Origin of the sequence: Dysgonomonas sp. PF1-14, assembly GCF_029892965.1 — a bacterium.
Classification (GTDB): Bacteria; Bacteroidota; Bacteroidia; order Bacteroidales; family Dysgonomonadaceae; genus Dysgonomonas.
Genome location: NZ_JARXWN010000006.1, coordinates 45,732 through 70,086 on the forward strand (window position 1 = coordinate 45,732; position 24,355 = coordinate 70,086).

At 39.9% G+C, this 24,355-nt stretch carries 22 protein-coding genes; 17 read left to right on the forward strand and 5 right to left on the reverse strand.

The genetic code is table 11. From position 1 onward, the window contains the following. The first annotated feature begins 117 nt into the window (after positions 1 to 117). The 14 genes from hepC to M2448_RS08985 all read left to right on the forward strand — a co-directional run bounded on the left by hepC (position 118) and on the right by M2448_RS08985 (position 16,997). The gene (gene hepC, locus M2448_RS08920; RefSeq protein WP_280645810.1) at positions 118 to 2,100 is read left to right on the forward strand and encodes a heparin-sulfate lyase HepC; all 1,983 of its coding nucleotides are present in this window, start codon (positions 118 to 120) and stop codon (positions 2,098 to 2,100) included. Further along, the gene (locus M2448_RS08925) at positions 2,097 to 3,491 is read left to right on the forward strand and encodes a sulfatase-like hydrolase/transferase (protein WP_280645811.1); all 1,395 of its coding nucleotides are present in this window, start codon (positions 2,097 to 2,099) and stop codon (positions 3,489 to 3,491) included. The genes hepC and M2448_RS08925 overlap by 4 nt, the downstream gene beginning before the upstream one ends. 39 nt (positions 3,492 to 3,530) lie before the next feature. After that, positions 3,531 to 5,108, forward strand: coding sequence for a sulfatase (locus M2448_RS08930; RefSeq protein WP_280645812.1), 1,578 nt, complete (start codon positions 3,531 to 3,533; stop codon positions 5,106 to 5,108). 98 nt (positions 5,109 to 5,206) lie between these two features. Then, on the forward strand, positions 5,207 to 6,841 hold the full coding sequence (locus M2448_RS08935; RefSeq protein WP_280645813.1) for a Tat pathway signal sequence: 1,635 nt from the start codon (positions 5,207 to 5,209) through the stop codon (positions 6,839 to 6,841). A 13-nt stretch (positions 6,842 to 6,854) separates the two neighbouring features. Beyond that, positions 6,855 to 7,790, forward strand: a complete 936-nt coding sequence (locus M2448_RS08940) for an ROK family protein (RefSeq protein WP_280645814.1) — start codon at positions 6,855 to 6,857, stop codon at positions 7,788 to 7,790. Between the two features lie 138 nt (positions 7,791 to 7,928). Beyond that, a complete protein-coding gene (locus M2448_RS08945; RefSeq protein ID WP_280645815.1) occupies positions 7,929 to 10,526 on the forward strand; it encodes a DUF4962 domain-containing protein in 2,598 nt (865 codons plus the stop codon). Positions 10,527 to 10,652: 126 nt separating this feature from the next. After that, the gene (locus M2448_RS08950) at positions 10,653 to 11,894 is read left to right on the forward strand and encodes an anaerobic sulfatase-maturation protein (RefSeq protein WP_280645816.1); all 1,242 of its coding nucleotides are present in this window, start codon (positions 10,653 to 10,655) and stop codon (positions 11,892 to 11,894) included. Positions 11,895 to 12,150: 256 nt separating this feature from the next. Then, positions 12,151 to 12,852 (forward strand): NUDIX domain-containing protein, encoded by a 702-nt coding sequence (locus M2448_RS08955; RefSeq protein ID WP_280645817.1) that lies wholly within the window; start codon positions 12,151 to 12,153, stop codon positions 12,850 to 12,852. Then, entirely contained in the window at positions 12,852 to 13,676 is an 825-nt protein-coding gene (locus M2448_RS08960; RefSeq protein ID WP_280645818.1) for a Sir2 family NAD-dependent protein deacetylase, read from the forward strand. The genes M2448_RS08955 and M2448_RS08960 overlap by 1 nt, the downstream gene beginning before the upstream one ends. Before the next feature lie 13 nt (positions 13,677 to 13,689). Next, positions 13,690 to 14,244 carry an NADAR family protein gene (locus M2448_RS08965; RefSeq protein ID WP_280645819.1) on the forward strand — a complete coding sequence of 185 codons (555 nt, stop codon included), beginning with the start codon at positions 13,690 to 13,692 and terminating at the stop codon, positions 14,242 to 14,244. Positions 14,245 to 14,247: 3 nt separating this feature from the next. Beyond that, positions 14,248 to 14,997, forward strand: a complete 750-nt coding sequence (locus M2448_RS08970; protein ID WP_280645820.1) for an N-acetyltransferase — start codon at positions 14,248 to 14,250, stop codon at positions 14,995 to 14,997. 39 nt (positions 14,998 to 15,036) lie between these two features. Then, positions 15,037 to 15,987: an ADP-ribosylglycohydrolase family protein gene (locus M2448_RS08975; RefSeq protein WP_280645821.1), complete on the forward strand. Its 951-nt coding sequence runs from the start codon at positions 15,037 to 15,039 to the stop codon at positions 15,985 to 15,987. A gap of 116 nt (positions 15,988 to 16,103) precedes the next feature. Next, complete coding sequence (locus tag M2448_RS08980) at positions 16,104 to 16,583, forward strand: macro domain-containing protein (protein WP_280645822.1); 480 nt, start codon at positions 16,104 to 16,106, stop codon at positions 16,581 to 16,583. Positions 16,584 to 16,589: 6 nt separating this feature from the next. After that, positions 16,590 to 16,997 carry a hypothetical protein gene (locus tag M2448_RS08985; RefSeq protein WP_280645823.1) on the forward strand — a complete coding sequence of 136 codons (408 nt, stop codon included), beginning with the start codon at positions 16,590 to 16,592 and terminating at the stop codon, positions 16,995 to 16,997. Positions 16,998 to 17,003: 6 nt separating this feature from the next. Here the strand turns inward: M2448_RS08985 and M2448_RS08990 are convergent, their stop codons facing one another. The 4 genes from M2448_RS08990 to M2448_RS09005 all read right to left on the reverse strand — a co-directional run bounded on the left by M2448_RS08990 (position 17,004) and on the right by M2448_RS09005 (position 22,236). Beyond that, positions 17,004 to 19,493, reverse strand: coding sequence for a methyltransferase domain-containing protein (locus tag M2448_RS08990; RefSeq protein WP_280645824.1), 2,490 nt, complete (start codon positions 19,491 to 19,493; stop codon positions 17,004 to 17,006). A gap of 43 nt (positions 19,494 to 19,536) precedes the next feature. Further along, positions 19,537 to 20,457, reverse strand: a complete 921-nt coding sequence (locus M2448_RS08995) for a hypothetical protein (RefSeq protein WP_280645825.1) — start codon at positions 20,455 to 20,457, stop codon at positions 19,537 to 19,539. Further along, complete coding sequence (locus M2448_RS09000; protein ID WP_280645826.1) at positions 20,454 to 21,476, reverse strand: SPFH domain-containing protein; 1,023 nt, start codon at positions 21,474 to 21,476, stop codon at positions 20,454 to 20,456. The genes M2448_RS08995 and M2448_RS09000 overlap by 4 nt, the downstream gene beginning before the upstream one ends. A 202-nt stretch (positions 21,477 to 21,678) precedes the next feature. Then, complete coding sequence (locus M2448_RS09005; protein WP_280645827.1) at positions 21,679 to 22,236, reverse strand: hypothetical protein; 558 nt, start codon at positions 22,234 to 22,236, stop codon at positions 21,679 to 21,681. Between the two features lie 189 nt (positions 22,237 to 22,425). Here M2448_RS09005 and M2448_RS09010 point away from each other — a divergent pair, with 189 nt between their 5' ends. The 3 genes from M2448_RS09010 (at position 22,426) to M2448_RS09020 (ending at position 23,918) form a co-directional block, all read left to right on the forward strand. After that, a complete protein-coding gene (locus tag M2448_RS09010) occupies positions 22,426 to 22,989 on the forward strand; it encodes a Crp/Fnr family transcriptional regulator (RefSeq protein WP_280645828.1) in 564 nt (187 codons plus the stop codon). 65 nt (positions 22,990 to 23,054) lie between these two features. After that, positions 23,055 to 23,381 (forward strand): multidrug efflux SMR transporter, encoded by a 327-nt coding sequence (locus tag M2448_RS09015; protein ID WP_280645829.1) that lies wholly within the window; start codon positions 23,055 to 23,057, stop codon positions 23,379 to 23,381. Positions 23,382 to 23,396: 15 nt separating this feature from the next. After that, complete coding sequence (locus M2448_RS09020; protein ID WP_280645830.1) at positions 23,397 to 23,918, forward strand: GNAT family N-acetyltransferase; 522 nt, start codon at positions 23,397 to 23,399, stop codon at positions 23,916 to 23,918. 15 nt (positions 23,919 to 23,933) lie between these two features. On the opposite strand, the gene M2448_RS09025 is transcribed toward M2448_RS09020, so the two are convergent. Next, complete coding sequence (locus tag M2448_RS09025) at positions 23,934 to 24,323, reverse strand: hypothetical protein (RefSeq protein WP_280645831.1); 390 nt, start codon at positions 24,321 to 24,323, stop codon at positions 23,934 to 23,936. Between the last annotated feature and the right edge of the window lie 32 nt (positions 24,324 to 24,355).

Below are 24,355 nucleotides of genomic sequence, written 5' to 3' on the forward strand. Positions count from 1 at the left end.
TAGGACATAACTGAAAGCCTTTCTTGTATATATTGCATAATATTGCAGTATAAACTAATACCATTTCTGGGCGGATCATATCCATTTCAGAACAATCAATATCTAATAACATACTATATGAAAAAACTCATTTTCACAATCTCCTTACTTTTGGTTACTTTCATGGTAAAAGGGCAGGAGTTGAACACAGAAGTATTCAATGTTATAAATCTTAACTACGAAGGCTTAAGCAAAGTAAAAGAATTGCATGCTGCGGGAAAAGATAAAGAAGCAGTTACGGCTCTTCTCGAATATTATCGCAAACGCGAAGGGATCAATCATCCGGATATAGACCTGAATAATGTGAAAATATCGAAGGAAGAACAGAAATGGGCTGATGATGGGCTCAAGCATGTCTTTTTTGTACACAAAGGCTATCAGCCGTCTTTCCATTATGGAAACGATATTGATTGGCAATACTGGCCCGTAAAAGACAACGAACTGCGTTGGCAATTGCACCGCACCAAATGGTGGCAACCAATGGGGAAAGCTTATTTCCTGACCAAAGACGAAAAATATGCCAAAGAATGGATGCATCAGTATATGGACTGGATAAAGAAAAATCCGTTGATACTAAAAAAATACAATAATGAAGACCCCGATGCAAACGTAGATCTTATAGATAATGTGCGTTTCGCATGGCGTCCGCTCGAAGTAAGCCACCGTTTGCAGGATCAGACAATTCAGTTCTTACTGTTCCTCAATTCGCCTAACTTCACACCCGAATTTTTATCTCAGTTCCTTGTCAATTACAGCAAACATGCCGAGCATATTCTCAAAAACTATTCGAAGCAGGGAAACCACTTGCTGTTCGAAGCACAGCGCGAACTGTATGCAGGTGTACTTTTTCCTGAATTTAAGAATGCTTCTGCATGGAGAAAAAGCGGTATAAGCATTCTCAACCGCGAAATAAAGGTGCAGGTTTATGAAGATGGCATGCAATATGAACTAGACCCGCATTATCACCTGGCGGCTATCAATATTTTCGCTAAAGCTATCAGTATAGCCGATGCTAACGGATTCAGAGATGAATTACCGGCCTCTTATTTCGATACGGTGGAGAAAATGATAATGATTGTTGTTAATACATTCTTCCCCGATTATACAAACCCGATGTTCAGCGATGCAAAACTGGACAACAAAAGGTCGATGCTTGGCAATTACAGGTCATGGGCAAAACTATTTCCGCGCAATGAGGCTATAAGATATATGAGGAACGAACACAAGAAAGGAACACCTCCCGATAATCTGTCAATTGCATTCAAACCATCGGGCTTCTTTGTATTCCGTAACGGATGGGAAACCGATGCTACCCAGATGACACTGAAAGCGGGGCCTCCTGCATTCTGGCACAATCAGCCTGACAATGGAACATTCGAATTATATATCAACGGGCGTAATTTCTTCCCCGATGCCGGAAGCTATGTATATGGTGGCGACAAAGATGTATTGGCAGAGCGCAACTGGTTCCGTCAGACAATGGTACACAAAACACTGACGCTGGATAATGCAAACCTCGACAGCACCGATACTAAATGCCTATTGTGGGAAACCTCTCCGAAACTGGATAAGCTGGTTCTTGAAAATCCTAGCTATAAAGGACTGGATCACCGCCGCTCGGTATTCTTTGTCGATCAGAAATTCTTTGTAATAGTGGATGAAGCCATAGGCGATGCAAAAGGAAATGTAGCCATTCATTATCAAATGTGTGAAGGAAAAGTAAATGTAACGAAAGACAAACTGTCGGCAGCTACACAGTTCGACGACAAAAATAATGTGTTATTGCAATGCTTCCCTGCACAGGCTACAAATATGGTTGAAGAAGAAGGCTGGGTATCCTACGCTTATCGCAAAAAAGCCAAACGTGAGGCATTTGCTTTCACTACCGACAAGCAAGACAATACACCTGTCCGCTTCATTACAGTTATCATGCCTGTTGAGGACGAACAATCGGCTCCAAAGATACAGGCAACATTCGAGAATAAACAATTCAACAAAAAAGGATTGAAAATAAAGGTTGAAGTAGGTAAGAAGAAGTATAATCTTAACTATTCGTTATGAAAAAAAGCAACCTGACCGTTGCATCCTCCCTGTTGATAGGAGGTTTGGGTATAGTGCCGGCGCAACAAGTACCGGCACAATCTCACAAGCAACCGGATAAGCCTGACATTATACTGATTATAACCGACCAGCAAACCGCTTCGGCTATGAGCTGTGCCGGCAATCCTTATGTAAAAACTCCCGGCATGGATAGGCTGGCGCAGGATGGAATCCGTTTTTCCCGTTCATACGTTACTTATCCTCTCAGCGGACCATCGCGTTCGAGCCTGATTACAGGGCGTATGCCGGTAGAAATAGGGGTGAAAGACAATGGAGGCGAATTGTCCGACAGGCATATACAGAATAGTATAGGTTATGCCGTTTCGGGTGCAGGATACGATTGCCTGTATGCCGGAAAATGGCATGCACCCGAAAAAGTAAATATTCCGGAAGAAGGGACAGGTTTTGAAAAAGTATGCGACATGAATGATCTCATATTAGTAGATAGCTGTATTCCTCACTTGAAAAAGAAACGTGAAAAACCGCTTTTTCTGGTTGCCTCTTTCCTCAATCCTCACGAGATATGCGAATTCGCCCGCGACGAAGCATTGCATTATGGCAAGCTATTTGTCCCTGATGTTTCGGAGTGTCCTCCTCTACCTTACAATGCAACTATTCCCGCATATTATCCCGAAGCAATAACGTTACATCGCCAATGGGTGCCAAAATCGTATCCTACCGCTTTGTACTCTGATGACGACTGGCGTCGCTACCTGTATGCATACTATCGGCTGGTGGAAAGGGTAGATAAGCAAATTGTAAGGATGATTGATGAACTGAAAAAAAATAATTTGTACGATAATAGCCTGATACTCTTTGTCAGCGACCATGGAGATGGGGTAGGGGCGCACCGCGCAAATCAGAAAAGAGTGTTGCAGGAAGAAATAATACGTGTTCCTTTTATTGTAAAAGCACCTGACAGCAAGACGAAAGGAGTAGTTAACGACGAAGCACTGGTAAGCATCAATCTGGATATATACCAAACAATATGCGACTATGCAGGGCTTGGAGAAAATAATGGACTGAATGGCAAAAGCCTGCGTATGTTGTTGGATGGCAAGACAAATACACATCATCCGCAAGTTTTTGTAGAAACATTACTCGATGGCATTGATACCAGGGGCTGGTCTGTTGTCGGCAAAGATTTTAAATATACTCTTTACCGCTATTTTAAAAATAAAGAGCAACTGGTAAATCTGAAAGATGACCCGTATGAGATGCAAAATCTGGCTGTAGATAAGCAATATGAGAGCACATTGCTCGATATGCGCCGGAAATTGTATGATTGGGGTTTAAAAACGAACGACAAGATGCTTGTAAGGCTATTGAAAGACGAACTGGCTGGCAGATAATTCTTTCTTGCCATCTGGCAATCATGAAAACAATATACTATGAAACAATACACTCCACTTCTACTTTTGCCCCTAACACTTGTTAGTTGCAAAGAAAAGCCTCAGGAACAAAAGCGTCCTAATATACTTTTCATTATGACGGACGACCACACCACACAGGCTATCAGTGCTTATGGCAGCAAACTAGTAGAAACACCCAATATAGACCGCATAGCAAACGAAGGCATCCGTTTCGATAATTGCTATGCCACCAATGCATTGTCGGGCCCGTCACGCGCTTGTATTCTTACAGGTAAGTTCGGGCACATTAATGGTTTCACCGATAATGCCAAAACATTCGACGGCAATCAGGAAACTTTTCCTAAAATACTGCAACGTAGTGGATATCAGACTGCTATTGTAGGCAAATGGCACTTGATTTCAGAACCGCAGGGGTTTGATTTCTGGAGTATATTGACAGGGCAGCACGAGCAGGGTGATTACTACAACCCCGACTTCATGGAAAATGGCAAAGCTATTCAGGAACAAGGCTATGCAACAGATATAATTACCGATAAGGCTATCGGTTATATAAAAAACAGGGACACATCTAAACCCTTTGCCATGATGGTGCATCAAAAAGCTCCTCATCGCAATTGGATGCCTGCCGAAAGGCATTTAGGAGCATTCAATGATGTTGTTTTCCCCGAGCCTGAAAATTTGTTCGACGACTATGCTACCCGCAGCCACGCTGCTAAAGAGCAAGATATGTCAATAGCTAAAACGTTGACCAATTATTGGGACTTGAAGCTTGCAACGGCCGAGGAACTGGCCAAGGATGATTTTCCTGATAAACGTTTCAAAGCTGTGTATGACCGTATGCCACAATCTACCAAAGATAAATGGAACGATGTTTATGCCCGGCGCATCAAAGAGTTCCGCACCAATAAGATGACAGATAAAGAGCTTATAAGCTGGAAATATCAGCAATATATGCGCGACTATCTGGCTACTACTTTAGCTGTGGATGAGGGTATAGGCAAGATACTTCAATGCCTTGAAGATATGGGCGAGCTGGATAATACAATCATCGTTTATACCTCCGATCAGGGATTCTTTTTAGGCGAGCATGGCTTTTTCGACAAACGTTTCATGTACGAAGAGTGCCAGCGCATGCCTTTAGTGGTACGCTATCCTAAAGCAATAACAGCAGGCAGCATCACATCTGCTTTGAGCATGAATGTAGATTTTGCCCCTACATTCCTCGATATTGCAGGCGTTGAAGTCCCAGCCGATATGCAAGGGCAATCTTTATTACCTGTATTATATAATGAAGGCCATACTCCTGAAAACTGGAGGAAAGCAGTCTATTACCATTACTTCGAATATCCTGCCGAACATAGCGTGAAGCGGCACTATGGCATAAGAACAAACCGCTATAAACTGATACACTTCTACAACGATATCGATGAATGGGAAATGTACGACCTGCAAACCGACCCTAAAGAAATGAACAATCTCTATGCACAACCGGAATATGCAGATATACAGAAAGAGCTGGGAAGTATACTGGCTCAAAACAGGGAATTATATAAAGATCAGGCCCTCCAACCTCCCCTAAGGGAGGCTCAAGAGTAAACCGCGACAAATTAAAGCAAGAATAACAAATTGTATTATTAACTAATACCCTCTCTGTAAGCCCCCTCGGGGGATCTAGGGGGCTAAATGTAACCATGATGAACAGACGTAAATTTATAAGAAGTGCCGGAGTAACCCTTGCTGGTATAGCAGCCGGAGGAAGCTTACTACAAAATACAGCAAGTGCTATGGCTAAAGGGAATAAGGAAATTCCTTTGGGTGCCGACAACAATCTGAAGGTGTATTGGGGCGATATTCACAATCACTGTAACCTTACATACGGTCATGGAGGGATGAAAGAGGCGTTCGAGGCTGCCAAAGGACAACTCGACTTCGTATCAGTAACTCCGCATGCTATGTGGCCCGATATTCCGGGTAAGAATGATCCCCGCTTAGAATGGGTTATCGAATATCATGAAAGTGCTTTTCGCCGTCTGCGTGCAGGAGGTTGGGAGCAGTATGTGAAAATGACGAATGAATACAATAAGGAAAACGAATTCCTTACATTCCTGTCTTACGAATGCCACAGTATGGAACATGGCGACCATGTGGTTTTGAATTACGACCTGAACGCACCATTAGTTGAATGTACTTCGGTTGAAGACTTAAAGAAGAAACTTCTGGGAACGAAAACCTTTATTACTCCTCACCACATGGGTTATCAGGAAGGATACAGAGGCTATAACTGGAAATGCTTCTCGGAAGGTAAGCAGACTCCTTTTGTTGAAATGTATTCGCGTCATGGACTGGCCGAAAGCGACTTGGGAGATTATCCTTATCTGCACGATATGGGGCCTCGCCACTGGGAAGGCACTATCATGTACGGATTGAACCAGGGTCATAAATTTGGAATTATGGGTTCTACCGACCAGCACGCTGGCTATCCGGGAAGCTATGGCGATGGGCGTATCGGTGTTTTTGCTCCGTCTCTCACGCGTGAGGCTATCTGGGATGCATTGCAAAACCGTAGAGTTTGTTGTGCAACAGGCGACAAGATATTAATTGATTTCCGCATCAACGATGCCCTGATAGGAGACATAATAAAAGGCAATAACAGGCGCATATATGTGAATGTGATAGGTGAAAGTGCTATCGACTACATCGACATTGTGAAAAACGGACAAACCGTAGGGCGCATCAGTGGGCCATTAACACCTCATATTCCGTCAGAAGATGTAATAAGGGCTAAAGTTAAGTTCGAATTCGGATGGAACCGCTTCGAAGAACCAGTGAAATGGGATGGCTCTATCAAGATAAATAACGGTACTATCAACGAGGTTACTTCCTGTTTCCGCGGAGCACCTTACACATCGCCTCAAAAAGGGGTGAAAGAAAAACCGACAATGGTGAACAGGGTGCTGGGTAAAGATAGTAAGAGCGTACAACTGGAGATGTACACAACCAAGAATCCAAACACAGTAACAGCCTCTACGCAGGCAGTTATTCTGGATGTAACAATGTCAAAATCGGGTGTATTTACAGTTGAATTTAACGGAAAGAAATTCGACTATACCTTGGCTGAATTGTTGCAGGGCACTAAAACCCAGTTTATGAACGGATGGCTTAGCGAAGCTATACAGTTCCACCGTGCTATTCCGGCATCAGCATTTACATTTGAGCACTTTATGACCGATGATAAGCCGGAGAAAAGCACCGACTATTATTATGTGCGTGTACGCCAGCGCGACAATCAGTGGGCATGGAGTTCTCCTATATGGGTAGAAAGAACTTAATAGTATTTGGGCAATGAAATATGCAATAGGTTTAGACTTAGGCGGTTCGTCCATAAAATATGGACTAGTCAGCAATGAGGGGACTATCGTAAAAGAAGGCAAGATCCCCTCTTATGCTGACAAATCGGCTGAGGAAATTATCAGTCAGTTGCTATTGGCTGTAGATACGGCGATACAATATGCCAAAGAAAACAATATGGAAATTTGTGGCATAGGCATAGGTACTCCCGGTATTGTAGATGAAAAGAACGGTATTGTATTGGGCGGTGCGGAGAATCTTGCGGAGTGGGAAAATATTCCTTTGGCAAAGATTGTAAAAGAACATTCAGGACTCGATACGTATGTGAACAACGATGCCAATGTAATGGGGCTTGCCGAAGCCCGCTTTGGTGCAGCCAAAGGATGTACAGATGTCGTATTCCTTACAGTAGGTACGGGCATAGGCGGAGCTGTAATTATTAACGGAAAACTCTATGGCGGATACCAAAACCGCGGTACAGAACTTGGACACTTTCCTTTCGTTGCCAATGGCGAGCCATGTGCTTGCGGTTCGGTCGGATGCCTCGAAACATATGCTTCTGCCGCAGCTATGGTTAAACGTTACCGGAAGATGTATGAAGAAAAACACAAGTCATCATCGCCGGATGTGGACGGAGAACATATTATAAACCTCTACAAGTCGGGAGACGATACGGCAATTGCTGCTATCAATGAGAATTGCAGCTTTTTAGGGCATGCTATTGCCGGCTTTATTAATATTTTCAGTCCGCAGAAAGTGATTGTTGGTGGAGGATTGACCGATGCCGGTGAGTTTTATATCGATAAAATCAGAGAAGAGACAAAGCTTTATGTAATGTCCGATTGTGCAGTCAATACGACGATAGAACGTGCTGTACTTGGTAACAAGGCGGGATTTATGGGGGCTGCGGGATTATGTTTTGTTAATTAATACTCAATGTTTTTCTAAGATAATTATCTATACATAGTTAATAACCATATGTTTATATGCAAAAAAGTAATAGATGGAAAAACAATGGAAAAGTGTAACTTTCGTTACTTTTTAGTTAAAATTTCAAGAAGGCACATTATGAAAAACAGATTATATATTATTCTTATATTCTCTCTTATAACATGCAGCGTACAAGCTCAGTCAACTATTAAATTAATTGAGAATACCTTGATGCACGAAATGAGAGAAACCTCGTCACCACTGGACAATGCTCAGGTTTTTGATCGCAATGTGTCGTTTATGTGGCCTCTCCAAGATAATGCGGGAGCGCGTGGTAGCGCTCTTGACGGAGTGGAGCCGGAAAAACATAAGAAGAAACCCGATGAAAATGCAGTTAACTATAAGATTCGATTCTCAAAAGATGTTGCCTTAAAGAAAGATGTCATAACAGCCGAAACATCATGGCCTTTCTATAATCCCGAACAAGTTTTATCGCCGGGACAGTGGTATTGGCAATATGCCTATGTAGATGGAGATAAAACAGAATGGTCTGAAAAATTACAATTCACTGTAAAAGAAAATCCTGATAAATTCTGCCCGCCACCTTACAGCGAAGTTATCAGAAAGCTGCCGGCAAGCCATCCCCGCATATTGATTTCCGAAAGTGAGTGGGATGATTTCATAGCCGGAAATAAAAATGCACAGGAACGCGAATGGTATCTCGAAAGAGCCAACAAGGTATTGCATACAAAACTTGTCAGTCTGGCTAATGCCATAGATACAAGTAAAGTTAGCGGACTAGACAATGCTGTGAAAAAGAACGCTTTACTAACTCGTGAGAGCCGCCGGATTATAGACAGGGAAGAGTCTAATATAGAGGTATTGATAAGAGCCTATGTGCTGACAAAGGATAATACTTATTATGATGCCGCCATGAAACGCATTGAGGAAATGGTAAGCTGGAGGGAAACACCGTATCTTGTTGGCGATTTCAATCATGCAACATTATTATCAATATCTTCATTGGCCTACGATTCTTTTTATAACTTCCTCACCGATAGTCAGAAACAATTCCTGCTAGGCGAAATAAAGGAAAACGGGACTAAAATATTCAAAGGTTTTGTCAATCATCTGGAAAATCATATTGCCGATAACCATAACTGGCAAATGAATCTGCGCATCTTCACTATGGCAGCTTTTTCCGTCTATGGAGAATTGCCCGAAGCATCGAAATGGACTGAATATTGCTACAATGTATGGCTGGCACGCTTTCCAGGGCTTAATGCCGATGGTGGCTGGCACAATGGCGACTCGTACTTCCATGTAAATATCCGTACCCTGATAGAAGTCCCTTATTTTTATAGCCGGATAAGCGGATATGATTTTTTCTCCGATCCTTGGTACAAGGGCTCTGCTATGTATGTAATCTATCAGCAACCGCCATTTTCCAAATCGGGAGGAAATGGCAGTTCGCATCAGAATATACTGAAACCAAATGGCCCCCGTTTAGCTTATGCCGATGCGTTAGCCAAATTAAGAGGCAATACTTATCTTGCCGATTATGTACGCATCATTAATGAGGGCGACCCCAAACTTATGCAGCGGGGATTTATGGGAAAGGCAGGCGATCTTTCGTGGTTCAGGCTGCAATGCCACAAGCCGCTACCAATTGGCAAAGGGTTGGAAAGCCTTCCATTGGCATATATTTTCCCTCAATCGGGCTTGGCGTCATTTATGTCTGACTGGCGCAGCCTTAAGAAAAATGCGATGCTGAGTTTTCGTTCCAGTCCTTATGGCTCTACCTCTCATGCATTGGCCAATCAGAATGCGTTTAATACATTCTATGGAGGGAAGCCTTTGTTTTACAGTAGTGGGCATCATATCAGCTTTACCGACCAGCATAGTATCTATTCGCACCGAAGTACAAGAGCCCATAATACAATTTTGGTGAATGGCATGGGGCAAAAGATAGGGACAGAAGGTTATGGCTGGATTCCGCGTTATTATTCGGGCAGTAAGATAGGCTATGTAGTAGGTGATGCATCTAATGCATATGGAGAAGTGACCTCACCGCTTTGGCTTGAGCGTGGGCGACTATCAGAACTTGAATATACGCCCGAAAACGGATGGGATAAAAATCATCTGAAAACCTTCCGCCGGCATATTGTGCAATTGGGTGGGGCTGATTTAATCTTCATTTACGATGAACTGGAAGCCTATACAGATGTCAATTGGAACTACCTGCTACATACTGTTGAAAATCCGATGATAGTGGATGAGCAAAAAGACTTTGTACATATAAAAGCAACTAATGCCGACGGGGTATCGGATGCATATTTGTTCTCGAACGATAGGCTGAAAGTAGAAGAATCGAGCAAATTCTTTTATCCTGCAATAAATTGGCTGAGAGCTGACGATAAAGGCCATTTTGCACCGTATAATGATCATTGGCACTTTACAGCAACAACACCAAAGAAAAATATTTGTCGCTTTGCAACAGTAATAAGTACACATAATCAGAAAGATACAGGACTTGTTCCTCGCTACATTTCTGCGAATAAAATTCAAGTAGGGGAGTGGATAGTAACGCTGAACCTGACTTCTAAAGGAGAAGCCCTGTTTTCGGTAGAGAATAAGAAAGAGAATGTAAGTCTAGTTTACGATGATGTTACAACTATTAATGAACAGGGTAAGACCACTGTATTAAAAGATATATTATCGGAATTGGAGATATAAGAAAGGTCTCAATTCAAAGGAATAACACAATTTAAAGAATTTGAGGTTACTTTTGTTAGAATGAATAAAGTATCAGGAAAATATAAACTTCGGAGTGCAGTTCATTTCATTTCAATTAAATAAGATATGTCAACTTCAAACTATATATCACCTTTTTCGCGTCCATTGTATATTATGCTGAAACCCATCGGGGCTGTATGCAATCTGAGATGCAAATATTGTTACTATCTGGAAAAGAAAGACCTTTATCCTGATGCGAAAAATTATGTGATGAGCGAAGAACTTCTCGAAAGGTTTATAGAGCAATACCTCAACTCTCAAACCATGCATCAGGTACTTTTTACTTGGCATGGCGGCGAAACACTGATGCGTAATAAGAGTTTCTATATAAAGGCGCTTGAACTGCAAAAAAGATATGGAAGAGGACGCCAGATAGATAATGCTATTCAAACAAATGGCACGTTATTAACTGATGACTGGTGTAAGTTCTTTAAAGACAATAATTTCCTAGTTGGCGTATCTGTCGATGGACCGCAACATTGCCATGATGTATATAGAAAAACAAGGGATAATCGCCCTTCGTTCTTCAATGTGATGAAAGGTATTTCGCTATTGAAGAAGCATAATGTGGAGTTCAACGTCATGGGGGTAGTTAATGATTATAATGTTGATTATCCGCTGGAATTCTACAATTTCTTTAAAAGTATCGATTGTCATTATATACAATTTGCACCTATTGTAGAGCAAATAGACGGGAAGCTGGCTCCTTGGTCAGTCCCGTCTGAAAAGTGGGGTGATTTCCTTATAGCTATCTTCGATGAATGGGTAAAAGAGGGTGTCGGCAGTTATTATATTCAGTATTTCGATTCTACACTAGCCAATTGGGTGGGCGAACAGCCAGGTGTTTGTACCATGGCAAGGACTTGCGGCCATGCGGGAGTTATGGAGTTTAACGGGGATGTATATGCCTGCGATCATTTCGTTTTCCCCGAATATAAGATCGGGAATATCTACACACATACATTGACCGAAATGATGTATTCCGACAAACAGATCAATTTTGGTAATGACAAATACAATGCACTTCCTACACAGTGCAAAGAATGCGACTTCTTATTTGCCTGTTACGGAGAATGTCCCAAAAACAGGATAATAGAGACCAAGACCGGAGAAAAAGGGCTGAATTACCTATGCAAAGGTTACTACAAGTTTTTCAGGCATGTAGCTCCTTATATGGACTTTATGAAGAACGAACTAGAGAATAAGCGTCCTCCGGCTAATATTATGGAAGCTGTGCGGTCAGGTAAATTCAGAGAGTATAATTCAGCAAAAACAAAAGATAACGCAGAAGGCAAACATAAAAGATAATCCTGTGTCCTAAAAAATAACCGAGAAAACTATAAAAATTTTCTCGGTTGGGGCGCGAGGAGTGCAAATACTTTCGTATGCTTTTCATTCTGAAAATTTAGTCACACACTCTCACCATTGATTTTTCATACAGGAATCCGTCTGTTTTATTTTTTAAATTTATGACATATGCGTAAAAAATACGCAAACTATTTTGTTGTTTCAAGAAATATCCTTTTCTTTGTTTCCGTAAAAAATACATAAATATAAAATAAAGATGGAACAACAGGGAAAATATACATACGAATATCCTCGTCCGGCGGTTACTACCGACTGTGTTATATTTGGTTTCGATGAGGGAGAATTAAAGGTATTGCTGATAGAGAGATCTATTGAACCATTCATCGGACAATGGGCTTTGCCCGGAGGTTTTGTTGGCGAAGAAGAAACTGCAGAAGAGTGTGCCAAACGTATTTTGCTGAAAGAGACCTGCCTAGAAGATATTTATATGGAACAGCTCTATACATTCTCTGAGATAAAGCGTGACCCGCGCTTCCGCGTTATCAGCATAGGGTATTACGCATTGGTAAAACTCTCGGATTATAATGCACAGGCCGGAATGGATACAACAAATATCAAATGGTTCTCAATCTCAGATGTTCCGGAATTGGCCTTTGACCATGCAAATATACTGGAGATAGCTAAAGAGAGACTGAAAGGAAAAATCAAATACCAGCCGATAGGATTTGAGCTGCTTCCCGAGAAATTTACCTTGCCTGATCTATTTCATCTGTATAAAACTGTATTACAAACAGATCTGGATGACCGGAACTTCCGGAAAAAGATATTAAGCTACGGCTTGCTGATCGATACGGGAGAAATGCAACGTGGAGCACGTAACAGAGCACCAAAGTTATACAGTTTCGATAAAGACAGATATGAAGAATTGACGAAAACAGGATTCTATTTTGAATTGTGATGGATGATAAGATAATAAAGCAGTTGAAGCTGTGTCTTTCAAAAAACAGCAGAATATCATTCCTTGTAGGGGCAGGAGTCTCAGCAGATAGTGGTATACCTACATTTAGGGGAAAGGATGGCTATTGGACTGTGGGTTCGGTCAACTATAAAGCACAGGAAATAGGAACTTTCGAAATGTTCTCCAAAGCGTCTATGGAAGTGTGGAAATGGTTTCTGTACAGAAAGTCAATAACAACCAAAGCTGCTCCTAATGCAGGACATTTTGCTCTCTATGATATCGAGCAGATGATTGGGGATAATTTTGCCTTGATCTCTCAGAATGTGGATAGTCTGCATAAAAAGGCAGGAAATAGTCTGCAGAGGACTTATCTCATACATGGCGATTTCGACTATGTCAGGTGTGGTGATAATTGTTCGTCAGATATTTACCCTTTTCCGCCGGAAATTAATCTTGAAAATAGAGACAAAAACGTAATAACCGAAGAAGAGTGGAAGGCATTGAGATGTCCTAAGTGTAATGAAGATCTACGCCCTCATGTACTTTGGTTTGACGAACGGTATAATGAACGATATTTTAAACTGGATACGGTACTTAAAATATCAAAGCACAGCGGGATTCTATTTGTATTGGGGACAACTTTGGCAACAAACCTTCCCGAAAAGATAGTAAGGAATGTTTTAAGTAAGAACGGAATGGTAGTGTATGTCAATATTGATGAATATGAAGGATTCTTGGAAAAGATGAAAAATGCGCTAATAATACAGCAAGACAGCACATCTTTCCTTATAGAATTGAAAGATATAATAAAGCAGATAATATAAGTAACTAACAATAATGAAATATACTACATACAATCTACAATGGCTGCTGAATAAGGTTGAGAAAAAAGAGAATGTCAAATATCTTTTCTTCTGGGGGCATGTACCATCGAAAGACGGTTCTGTTACAGCATCATGCTTTAGTCAGTGGTGGCACGACGGTTTCACCGTTGATGACATATACTATAAAACTGCCGAACATTGGATGATGGCAAAGAAAGCCGAGCTTTTTAGCGATACAGAAATGCTGGAAAAGATACTAATTGCTAAATCTCCAGCGGAAGCCAAACAATTAGGTAGGCAGGTAAGGAATTTCGATCCGGTAGTTTGGGGAGAGAACTGTTTTGATATTGTTTGTGAAGGTAATTATCATAAGTTTTCTCAACATGAGAATCTGAAAGAGTTCTTGCAGAGTACAAAGAACAGGATAATAGTAGAGGCCAGTCCGAGAGACAGAATCTGGGGGATTGGTATGGGAAAGAGCAATGAGAATGCAGAACGCCCACAGTTATGGCGAGGTAAAAATCTGTTGGGCTTTGCTTTGATGGAAGTAAGAGATAGGATAAGATAACATATGAATACTGATTTTGTAAATATAACAACAGAAAATCTTGCCAATGAGCATTTATGCTGCATTATCCGCAGTAGAAAATCTCATCCGGGTATCGAGGCAAAACGGCAATGGCTTTCAGACCGACTAAATGAAGGTCATGTTTTCAGAAAGTTAAATGCAAAGGCTACTGTTTTTATTGAATATGCTCCCCTTGAAACGGCTTGGGTTCCCATAATTGGTGACAACTATTATTATATACATTGCTTGTGGGTTTTGGGTGAATATAAAGGAAAAGGGTATGGAAAATCGCTGATGGAGTATTGTTTGGCTGATGCTAAAGAAAAAGGTAAATCCGGAATTTGTATGCTCGGGGCGAAGAAACAAAAGACTTGGCTTTCCGATCAATCATTTGCAAAGCAGTTCGGGTTTGAGACTGTTGATACTACCGATAATGGATATGAATTACTTGCTCTTTCTTTTGATGGAACAAAGCCAAAGTTTGCACAAAATGCTAAGAACGAGAGAATCGAAAGCAAAGAGCTGACAATTTATTATGATATGCAATGTCCTTACGTTTATCAAGGCATTGAGACGGTAAAACAGTATTGTGAAATGAACGATGTACCTGTATCTTTAATTCAGGTGAATACGTTACAAAAAGCAAAGGAGTTACCTTGTGTTTTCAATAACTGGGCTGTGTTTTATAAAGGCGGATTTGAGACAGTGAATTTGTTAGATATTGCCTACTTGAAGAGAATACTTAAAAAATGAAAGATAAGATTGGGGCTTCTAGCCTTTGGTTAAAAAGAGATGAAAGATAATGTAATACATAGTGCCTTGTTCGGAGTTGCAGTCGGTGATGCATTGGGTGTCCCTGTAGAATTTAAAGATAGGAGTTATTTGAAGAAGAATCCGGTAGTTGATTATCTTGGATATATGTGTTGGAACCAACCTCCCGGCACATGGTCTGATGACAGTTCACTTACGTTTTGTCTAGCAGAAAGCCTTTGTAAAGGATATGATCTGGATGACATTGCAACCAATTTTGTAAAATGGTATCAAACAGGTTATTGGGGGGCTCATTATAAAGTATTTGATATTGGAGGTTCTACCAGATATTCAATTCAAAGATTAATCAAAGGAGAGTCTCCTCGTTATTCGGGTAACATGATGGAATCCGATAATGGAAATGGTTCTCTAATGAGAATACTTCCTATAGCATTTTATTTAGCTGAAGAGTCAGATTTAGATAAAATATACAAAACAGTAAAGGAAATATCGAGCATAACCCATGCCCACTTCCGATCTGTATTTGCTTGTTTTATATATATCATTTTCGTGTTGGAGATATTGAAAAATGTTGAGAAAAGAGCCGCATATAAAAACATGCAGAATAAAGTATTGAGTTACATTGACGGTAAGGGTTTTAATGAAAAAGAAGTGTCTTTATTTGAGCGGTTATTGAATAATGATATAGAAAAATATAAGGAAGATGAAATAGCATCATCCGGTTATGTCTTACACTCTCTGGAAGCAGCCTTCTGGTGTTTGATGAATGAGGACTCATATCATAAAACTGTTCTTAAGGCGGTTAACTTAGGAGGTGATACCGATACTACAGCAGCCATTGCCGGAGGATTGGCAGGGCTACTTTATGGATTCGATGCGATACCACAAAAATGGATTGATCAACTTGCGCGTAAAGGCGATATTATGGAATTATGTGACAGACTGGGGAAAAAATGCAACAATATGAAGTAAGAGCCGATTACGACCGCGACACAATAGTTGTCTATCAGACATACCGGGACGAAATAGGAAAGCCCTGTTTCGGATGAGATGATAAAACGATTAGAGATAGATTAAAGGGCTTGATAATGAAAGCAATGACATATCTGAAAGGTGATGCTACATCGCCACAGGCAAGCGGCACAAAGATAATTGCCCACATATCTAATGATATTGGCGGCTGGGGTAAAGGCTTTGTATTAGCAATATCCAAACGTTGGCCGGAACCGGAGAAAGCATATCGGTTGTGGCACAGAGAACGTGCAAAGAATGATTTTGCGTTAGGTAATATCCAAATTATTAAGGTTGAGCCTTATATATACGTCGCCAATATGATTGGGCAAAGAGGAACTAAGACAGGCAGAAGCACCGGCGTACCTGTACGCTATGAAGCGATTGAAACTTGTCTGGAAAAACTCGTAGAGGAAGCCAAGACTTTAAGTGCAAGTGTCCATATGCCTCGTATAGGTTGCGGACTGGCCGGAGGAAAATGGGATAGGGTGGAGCCTCTTATTGAGAAGACGTTATTGATGAATGACATAGATGTATATGTCTATGATTTTGAGTGAATATTTATGAAAACGACATTATACAGGCCAATAGGTCTGAAAGAACTACAATTAATAATTGACTTAAATTTTAAGGCTTTTCCTCCGCGACTGGAATGGCAGCCGATATTTTATCCTGTACTCAATCAGGAATATGCAGCACAGATAGCTGAGAAATGGAATACAAAGGATGAATTTTCCGGCTACTGTGGTATTGTGACTAAGTTTGATCTGCCGACGGACTATCTGCAAAAGTATGAAGTTCATAATGTTGGCGGATTCATACATAACGAGCTATGGGTTCCGGCTGAAGATCTGGCTGAATTTAATAGTCATATTATCGAACAGATAGAAATCGTACAAGTGTTTACTGGTGAGAGTTTTATAGTGTCAGCTAATGATGCTGCAACCCAATGTGTATCAAAATACTTATAGTTGCTTTTAAGTATCATTACTAACTTTTACTATTACATCATAAAACTGTGCGACGGTAAAGGGTACAATCCGATCATTCTTCCAATCAAATAATCTAAGGCCTTCGCCTTGAAAGAGGTATTCATTTTCTTTCAGGTTGAAGGCTTTTCTTATCGAGCCTGTTTCATCACGGAAGTCTATTCCAAACTCATCATGTATTGCCAAAAGGAATTCTTCTCCATCGTCTCCGGTTATTCCCAAGTCTTTTTCTACAAGTGTATCTTTTGTGATAGAGACTTTATCTGAAAAGATAAAATTGTCATTTATAAACTCAACAAAGTTCTCAAAACTTAAGTCTCTTACATCTTGCTGAGGCAGGAAGTTTGTGGTATGTATCAGCCGGCATAAGCATATTAGTAAATGAGCATCTTCAATTTTATCAATATTGTTATATAGTTCTTTTAAACTGACCCATCTGAGGCTTTTATCAGCTTCGTCAAGACATACAAGATAAGGATACACCTGTTCGGTAGAAATGCCGACGCTAGGAAAATATTTTTCACCCAATTTAGAATAACGCTCAATCTTCCTTCTACCTATTCTCATATCTGAAATGTATTCCTCTAAATCATGGATAGTACATACTTCCTTTGGTAAGCGTTTAGCCGGTGCAGTTATAATTGTGCTGTTTCCCGAATGAATCTGTGGAACAGGCAGGTTTCGCACTTCCAACCCTACATATATCTGCCCTCCCTTTTTGAGTACAGGTAATGTAACCAGTGTATTTGAACTTACAGCCGAAGGATATACATATTCAAAAATTGCATTGCTGTTTTCTATTCCCATTTCAGAGAAATATGCTCTTCTGGTAGTTAGAAAACCAGCCTGTTTTTCGCTCTTTTCATAATCTTGTGTATGCAGAGATAATAGTTCTGAAAAAGGGGTGGGTTCGATAAACCTGTCGAACCTTATTTTCATCTTCTCTCCCAGCCATTGGGGAAGCGGTATCTCTTTTTTGAAAAAGAGATTATAGACATTCAGCTCTAGACGTGCTTCTACCAAAGCTCCTGTCTGTGCTGTATTCAGCAATTGGGCAGCCTCATATTCGTGAATATATCCCGACTCTTTAAAGCCGGAGAACCCTTCTGATAGAGTTTTGTTTACAGTTGCGGGTTTAATTAGTTCTATCAGTTTTGACGCTACTTTCTCATTGATACCTCCGGGTGAGGTATAGTAGTTTAATGATTGAGAAATATTGGTATAGTGATCTTTGCTTATGCCAAAGCGTTTATTTAGAATGTCTTCTATATTTTCGGTTTCTGCAATGGTTATTCCTTCGGGGATGTAGCCACTATAATGTTTATCATCCAAAATTGCACTATCTGTTTTTACATTGGCCAATGGGCGGGGATAGCCATGCTTTGCCAATATTGTAAAACCATTCTCATGTTTATAGAAAGGAATAATATCGAGTACATTATTAGGACGTTCTACCACATCATACACTTTCTTTGTCTTGAGATTCTGATAAAAAGAGAAATGCAAGAAAGAATCTTTCTGAACAGGAAGATGCCTTATTAACTGCACTTGTTTCCCTCCCGATGTTTTCTCTCCGGCAATCAGGTAATTGGTAGGAGGGAAGCCTATCTTTTTTCCGGATAAGTTGTATATGCCAAATTGATTCCTGTATCTGTTATTTATAATCCATTGATTGTAGATAGGCGAAGACAGGATAATGCGTAAGCCTAACTCACGGAAAATCTCTTCAAATTCTTCCTGTGTAAAATAGCCATATTCTTCCTGTAGCTCAATGTCCCAATTGGCATAATAGTCTTTGCGGCGGATGAACTCAACAGCATCAGTGTAAAATGCCTGAAATCGCCGAGTATTCTTTTTTATAGCGTTTATTTCCTGTATGGGGAATCCTCTTTCGTTAGCTGATACCAGTGAACGTGCGGTCTGTGCAAATTGTATAAATAATTCAGCATCATCAGGGCGATTCGGCTTATCTATTGATGATAGTTCAATAATAATCTCTTGTTCCTCAGGCTTGACGAAGTCGCGGATAATTAGTACGCCTTTATCTTTTAATAATTCAACCTGTCTGCGTAGGGTATTCAATGCCCTGTTGGTATCGTAGCCATTGTATGAAGTAATGTGGTGTATAGCAGAGCAGTTAAAGAAGCCACTGACAGAATCTTCCGAAAAGGTTTGCAGTTTTTCGCCATCATCCTCCCTGAAAGATAGGTTTGGATAATTATATGTATCCTGTGCTATTTGTACCATCTTAGGGTTTATATCCACCCCGATTATTTTCATCTCAGGAAAAAGCCTTGCCAGAATAGCTGTACTTGTACCTGATGCCATGCCGACATCGACAATTGTATTTCCTTTTCGGGATTCAAAAAATACGCTGGCTGATGCTACTTTTTCAACAGATATAGCATCCATTGCTTCCAGATATTGCTGGTAATTTTTCTTATCTCCTCTATCCTGTCCTGTATAATTGGTACTCATTCGCTTTACGGTTATTATTTATGCGAATGTACTGAATTTTGTATTAAATCTTTACGAGATTGGCTATTTCGTTGGCAATACCTATTGTTGCAATTGCACCACTGTTGAATTGGAGGAAGTCTGATTCTACTCCGTCACTAAAGATTATTCCACCTGTCGGCATCAAAGATTCTATCCGAAGATTGTTTTTGTTGTTTATCATTCCTACTGCAATATCTGCCTGTGTGCGAATGCTCTTGAAAGGTTCACGTACAGCGAATAGCAGTTGATTGTCTTTCAGTTTAGGCTGCTTGGGTTTGACATTTTTCTCAAACAATCCGGTAACACCATAAGCCATGTTGAACACCGAGCTCAGCCATCCGGTAGATCCGGCCTGTGTAGATACGATTATTCCGCTCGAAGATTGCTCCTCTACGCTATTATTGAAAGATAGCTTGTATCTGGCCGAAATATGTGACGAAGCACCAATAAAGAGATCATTGAATGCTAACAATCGTTGTCCGTCATTTAGGCGTGCTTCTGCAAAATTGACTTTCTTCGATTGGTAATTATTAGATAATACATCTTCTACTCCTCCGATAAAATTACTGGTGTCGAAAGGGAGAAGAATACCATCGTAACGCTGCTTATCAGGATTGACGGCAACAATAGGTCTTGCCTGCGAATATTTTGCAGTGTTGGCAACTAGCCCATCCTGTCCGATAACAACAATCACATTTTTGTCAGAGAACAGGTAGGATGGGAGATAGGTGCGGTCTACAATCTTATGTTTGACTACCTTTGATAGTTGAGATTGTAATGAATTCAGCGAATTATGGAAAATCTCATCTTCTATTTCATAGTCCTGAAAATTCCCTCCCAGCCGTTCGATATAAAACTTAGCCTGAGACTTTGTATTGAAGCGTTCTACTAAAGCCTCAAGCCTTGTTTTATTTTTTACTATTATAGCATATTCTATACTCATTTTTTCTCAGGTCTTTTGTTATTTAGGATAGATTCCAACAAATCGGGGCTGATATTCAGATTTCCTATTTTTTCAGCATTTTGTGCCAATTCACGGAATGCCAGAGCAATATTGTTACGAGCGTCAGAGTGTCCGGCTAACGCTGTCAACGATCTCCAATCCATTTCTTTATATGGTTTCAGCATTGCCTCGATCTGGAATCCCTGCACTTCGGCTTCTTTCTTGTCATTTTCAGTCTTTTGTTCAATGAATATTTTACGTTGGTTTTCAACAACAATATCAGCCTCGATATTCATTTCACGCAGTTTCCGGTTATTTTCCATTCGTTGCACTTCCGATTCCATACGCTTTTCGTCAATCTGTTTTTGCTTCTCTTCCACTGCAATTTCAGTATTAAGTTCAGATTCCTTGATCTTGCGTTCCTGCTCTACCGCGAAGTTTCGTCTTTCGTATATTGCCTGATCAGCTTCCTGTTGCAGGCGTTCGCGGGTTTCTGTTTCCAGAGCTTTCGTCATCTCAGGACTAGCTTGCACAGCCAAGACACTTGCTCCAAGTATTTCTATTCCGAGCATACTGATTGCTTCCGAAGATTTCAACCCTTCAAGAATGCGGTTTTCGATCTCTTTTCCTGAACGTATCGCTTCTTTCAATCCTATATTATGTATAAAAGAAGAGGTTGAGGTCTGGGCTTCATTGATTATCCGCTGGTTTAGTTTTTCAATATCATTCTTTTTGTAAGAGCCCGAGTCAGTTACCGTAAAATCCAATATATCAGCTAACATTTTAGGGTTGCCGATTTTGTAGCTTATCTGTCCTTGTATCATAACCGACTGATAATCATTAGTTGATTCCTGAAAAATGAAAGGCAGATCGTTACTACCCATAGGTATGGCTACTATAGAACTGTTCGGTGCAAAATAGAAGAAAGATAATCCCCTGCCTTCTTTTTGTAAAGCCCCTTTTTTATAATAAAACACATGGGTCATAGAGTCGAATTTGATGTGATTGATTCCAAACATAGCTGTAAAATTTAGAGATTATTACTATAAAAACATATTAACGTATTTATTACGTAAACAAAGCTAGAGTGAATTTTCTTATCACCAAAATAGTTTTCGTAAAAAATACGTTAATATATTTAATTTGTATTTATTCTAAATAATAAATGCTTATATATTTCTGATTATAAGAGATATACTATGCGTGGTAATATAATATTTGCTATAAATATATTCCATACTTACGTTTTATAGCATCCCTTTCAGATTTCAATTTCTTTTTCTTGGCCTTCAGAGCTGCTTTTCTGGATTTTCTTTCATTTTTGCTGATATGATCATTATCATTGTTCGCGTCCAGTTTCGCTTCTATTGCCTCTATCTTGGCATCTATTCTGGCTAGTTCGGCATAGCCATCATTAGGCGAATGATGATTTCTATTCCCGTAAAGACCACCTCTGTATTCATCATTAACAGACTTTTCGTTTTTAGCAATGATCCGATCAATCTCTGCATTTAATTGCTGTTTGAGCTCGCGTTTCTTCTCTCTTTTTTCATAACCTGACAGACCTTTATTTTTATTTATCGATTCGAATTTTTGCCCGATTCCCCATTTTAGCTCTTTCAGTTCTTTCATCTGTTCAGCACTCAACGTGGAAGACCTGCTCTCGATGCTGTTATAGTAGGTGTAAAAATCAGTATCGATATTTTGAGCATTAATAGAAGAGCTAACGCCTCCAAGAATCAGCATACTAAGAAATAATACTAAAATTTTCTTTTTCATAACATTCATTATTTTATCGTTAATAATGGCAAAATAAAGCAATGACTCTGTAGCAATCCTGTAGTATGCTCTTATTTTGTGCATTTTTGATGACTTAATTGAATGGGTAAAATTCATATAATATAAAGATTATATTCCTGTCATTTAATTATTACTTTTACTCTATAGATAAATTAGTTCTGAAATAATATGGAAATTGAAATAATCTTAGATAAGATATATGAACTCCCAACGACTTCCCGAAGGAGTATAATAGATGCTGTTACTGAACTGGAATATACTAAGGGCTATCGCCTGCTTAATGCTGACAAAGTAGAACGAAATATCTATTTTATTAAGAAAGGTATTGTTCGTGCCTATACCAATTCCCCTGATGGAGAAGTCACTTTCTGGTTTGGTAAAGAAGGAGATACAATAGTATCGATGAAAAGCTATGTTAACAATCAGAAAGGATATGAGAATATTGAATTGCTCGAAGACTGTGTATTATACAAACTGAATGCAAGTGCCTTGAATGATCTGTTTATAAACGATGTCTATATTGCAAACTGGGGACGAAAATTTGCAGAGCAGGAATTACTTAAAACCGAGGAGAGGCTTATCGAAAGGCAATTTAAAACAGCTTCGGAAAGATATATCGAGCTGATAAAAAGTAACCCTGAACTACTCCAGCGGGTTCAGCTATCTTATATTGCTTCATATCTTGGGATAACTCAGGTTTCATTGAGTCGTATCAGGGCAAAATTAAGGTAATTTTTTATCATTTGTAAAATCCTATTTGCTGACTATTTATGATCTTTGCAGCAAAATAATACGTTATGAATTGGGTGATTTTAATTGTTGCGGGATTACTGGAAGTCGGATTTACTTCATGTCTGGGTAAAATCAGAGAAACAACCGGGAATGAAAAATATTGGTGGACTGCGGGTTTTATTGTTTTCTTAACATGTAGTATGGCTATGCTACTGAAAGCTACACAAACACTACCTTTGGGCACAGCATATGCGGTGTGGACAGGTGTCGGTGCTGTGGGTACGGTGCTGATAGGAATCTTCTTCTTCCACGAACCGGTTAATTTCTGGAGGCTGTTCTTTATCTCCACACTAATTTTCTCTATTGTTGGACTTAAGGTTGTATCTCACTAAAACAAACATAATTTGATGAAAGAGATTTTGATAAGAAAGGCAGAAAAGTCCGATATAGAAAGCCTTGTCGCTATTAGCAGGCAGACTTTTGTAGAGGCTTTTTCGGCAGATAATACCGAAGAGAATATGAAAAAATATATAGAAGACAGCTTTTCTCCGGAGAAACTGGCTTCTGAGCTTGGTAATAAAGATTCGCAATTCTATTTTGCTATATCCGGTGACAATATAGTTGGTTATCTGAAACTAAACTTCGGACAATCGCAGACAGACCTGAAAGACAAAGATGCGCTCGAAATCGAACGGATCTATGTACTGACTGATTATTGGGGGAAAAGAGTCGGGCAACTGTTCTACGAAAAAGCGATAGAGATCGCAAAGAATCACAAAGCCCGTTATGTATGGCTAGGTGTCTGGGAAGAGAATGCAAGAGCCATAAGCTTTTATAAGAAAAATGGCTTTGTCGAATTCGATAAGCATTTTTTCATGCTGGGAGACGATAAACAGACCGATATAATGATGAAGCTTACCATTGTTTAGTTTTAAGTGCAATACTTATTGGGGAACCAATTTTATATTCGGATGTTCGCCGATAATTTCCAGTATGATCTCAAAGTAAGTCTTACCCGTACCGTTTTCCAGTTCAGCGAGATTCTCTTTTATAAGCTCAATATTAAATATTGAGGGAGATTGCAGTTTATTGAGGTAATACGTTTTTGTAAGCTCCAAGCCCAGATCTTCCCTGTTCTTCTCAAAGCCCTTCCAAATCAGCGTTATCTCTTCGTCTCCGTCTATCTCGCCATAGCCTCCGTAAAACATATCGTTGAGGGCGTCCAGGCTCTGCCCCAGTCTCCAATCCACATTTGCCATAAACACCCGGTTTATTTCGTCGTAGAAAGAAGGAATGTCATATACATTGTTGCCGTCAAAGCTTATTGTTTTCATTTTATCCTGTTTTTTGTAATTGTCTTATAATA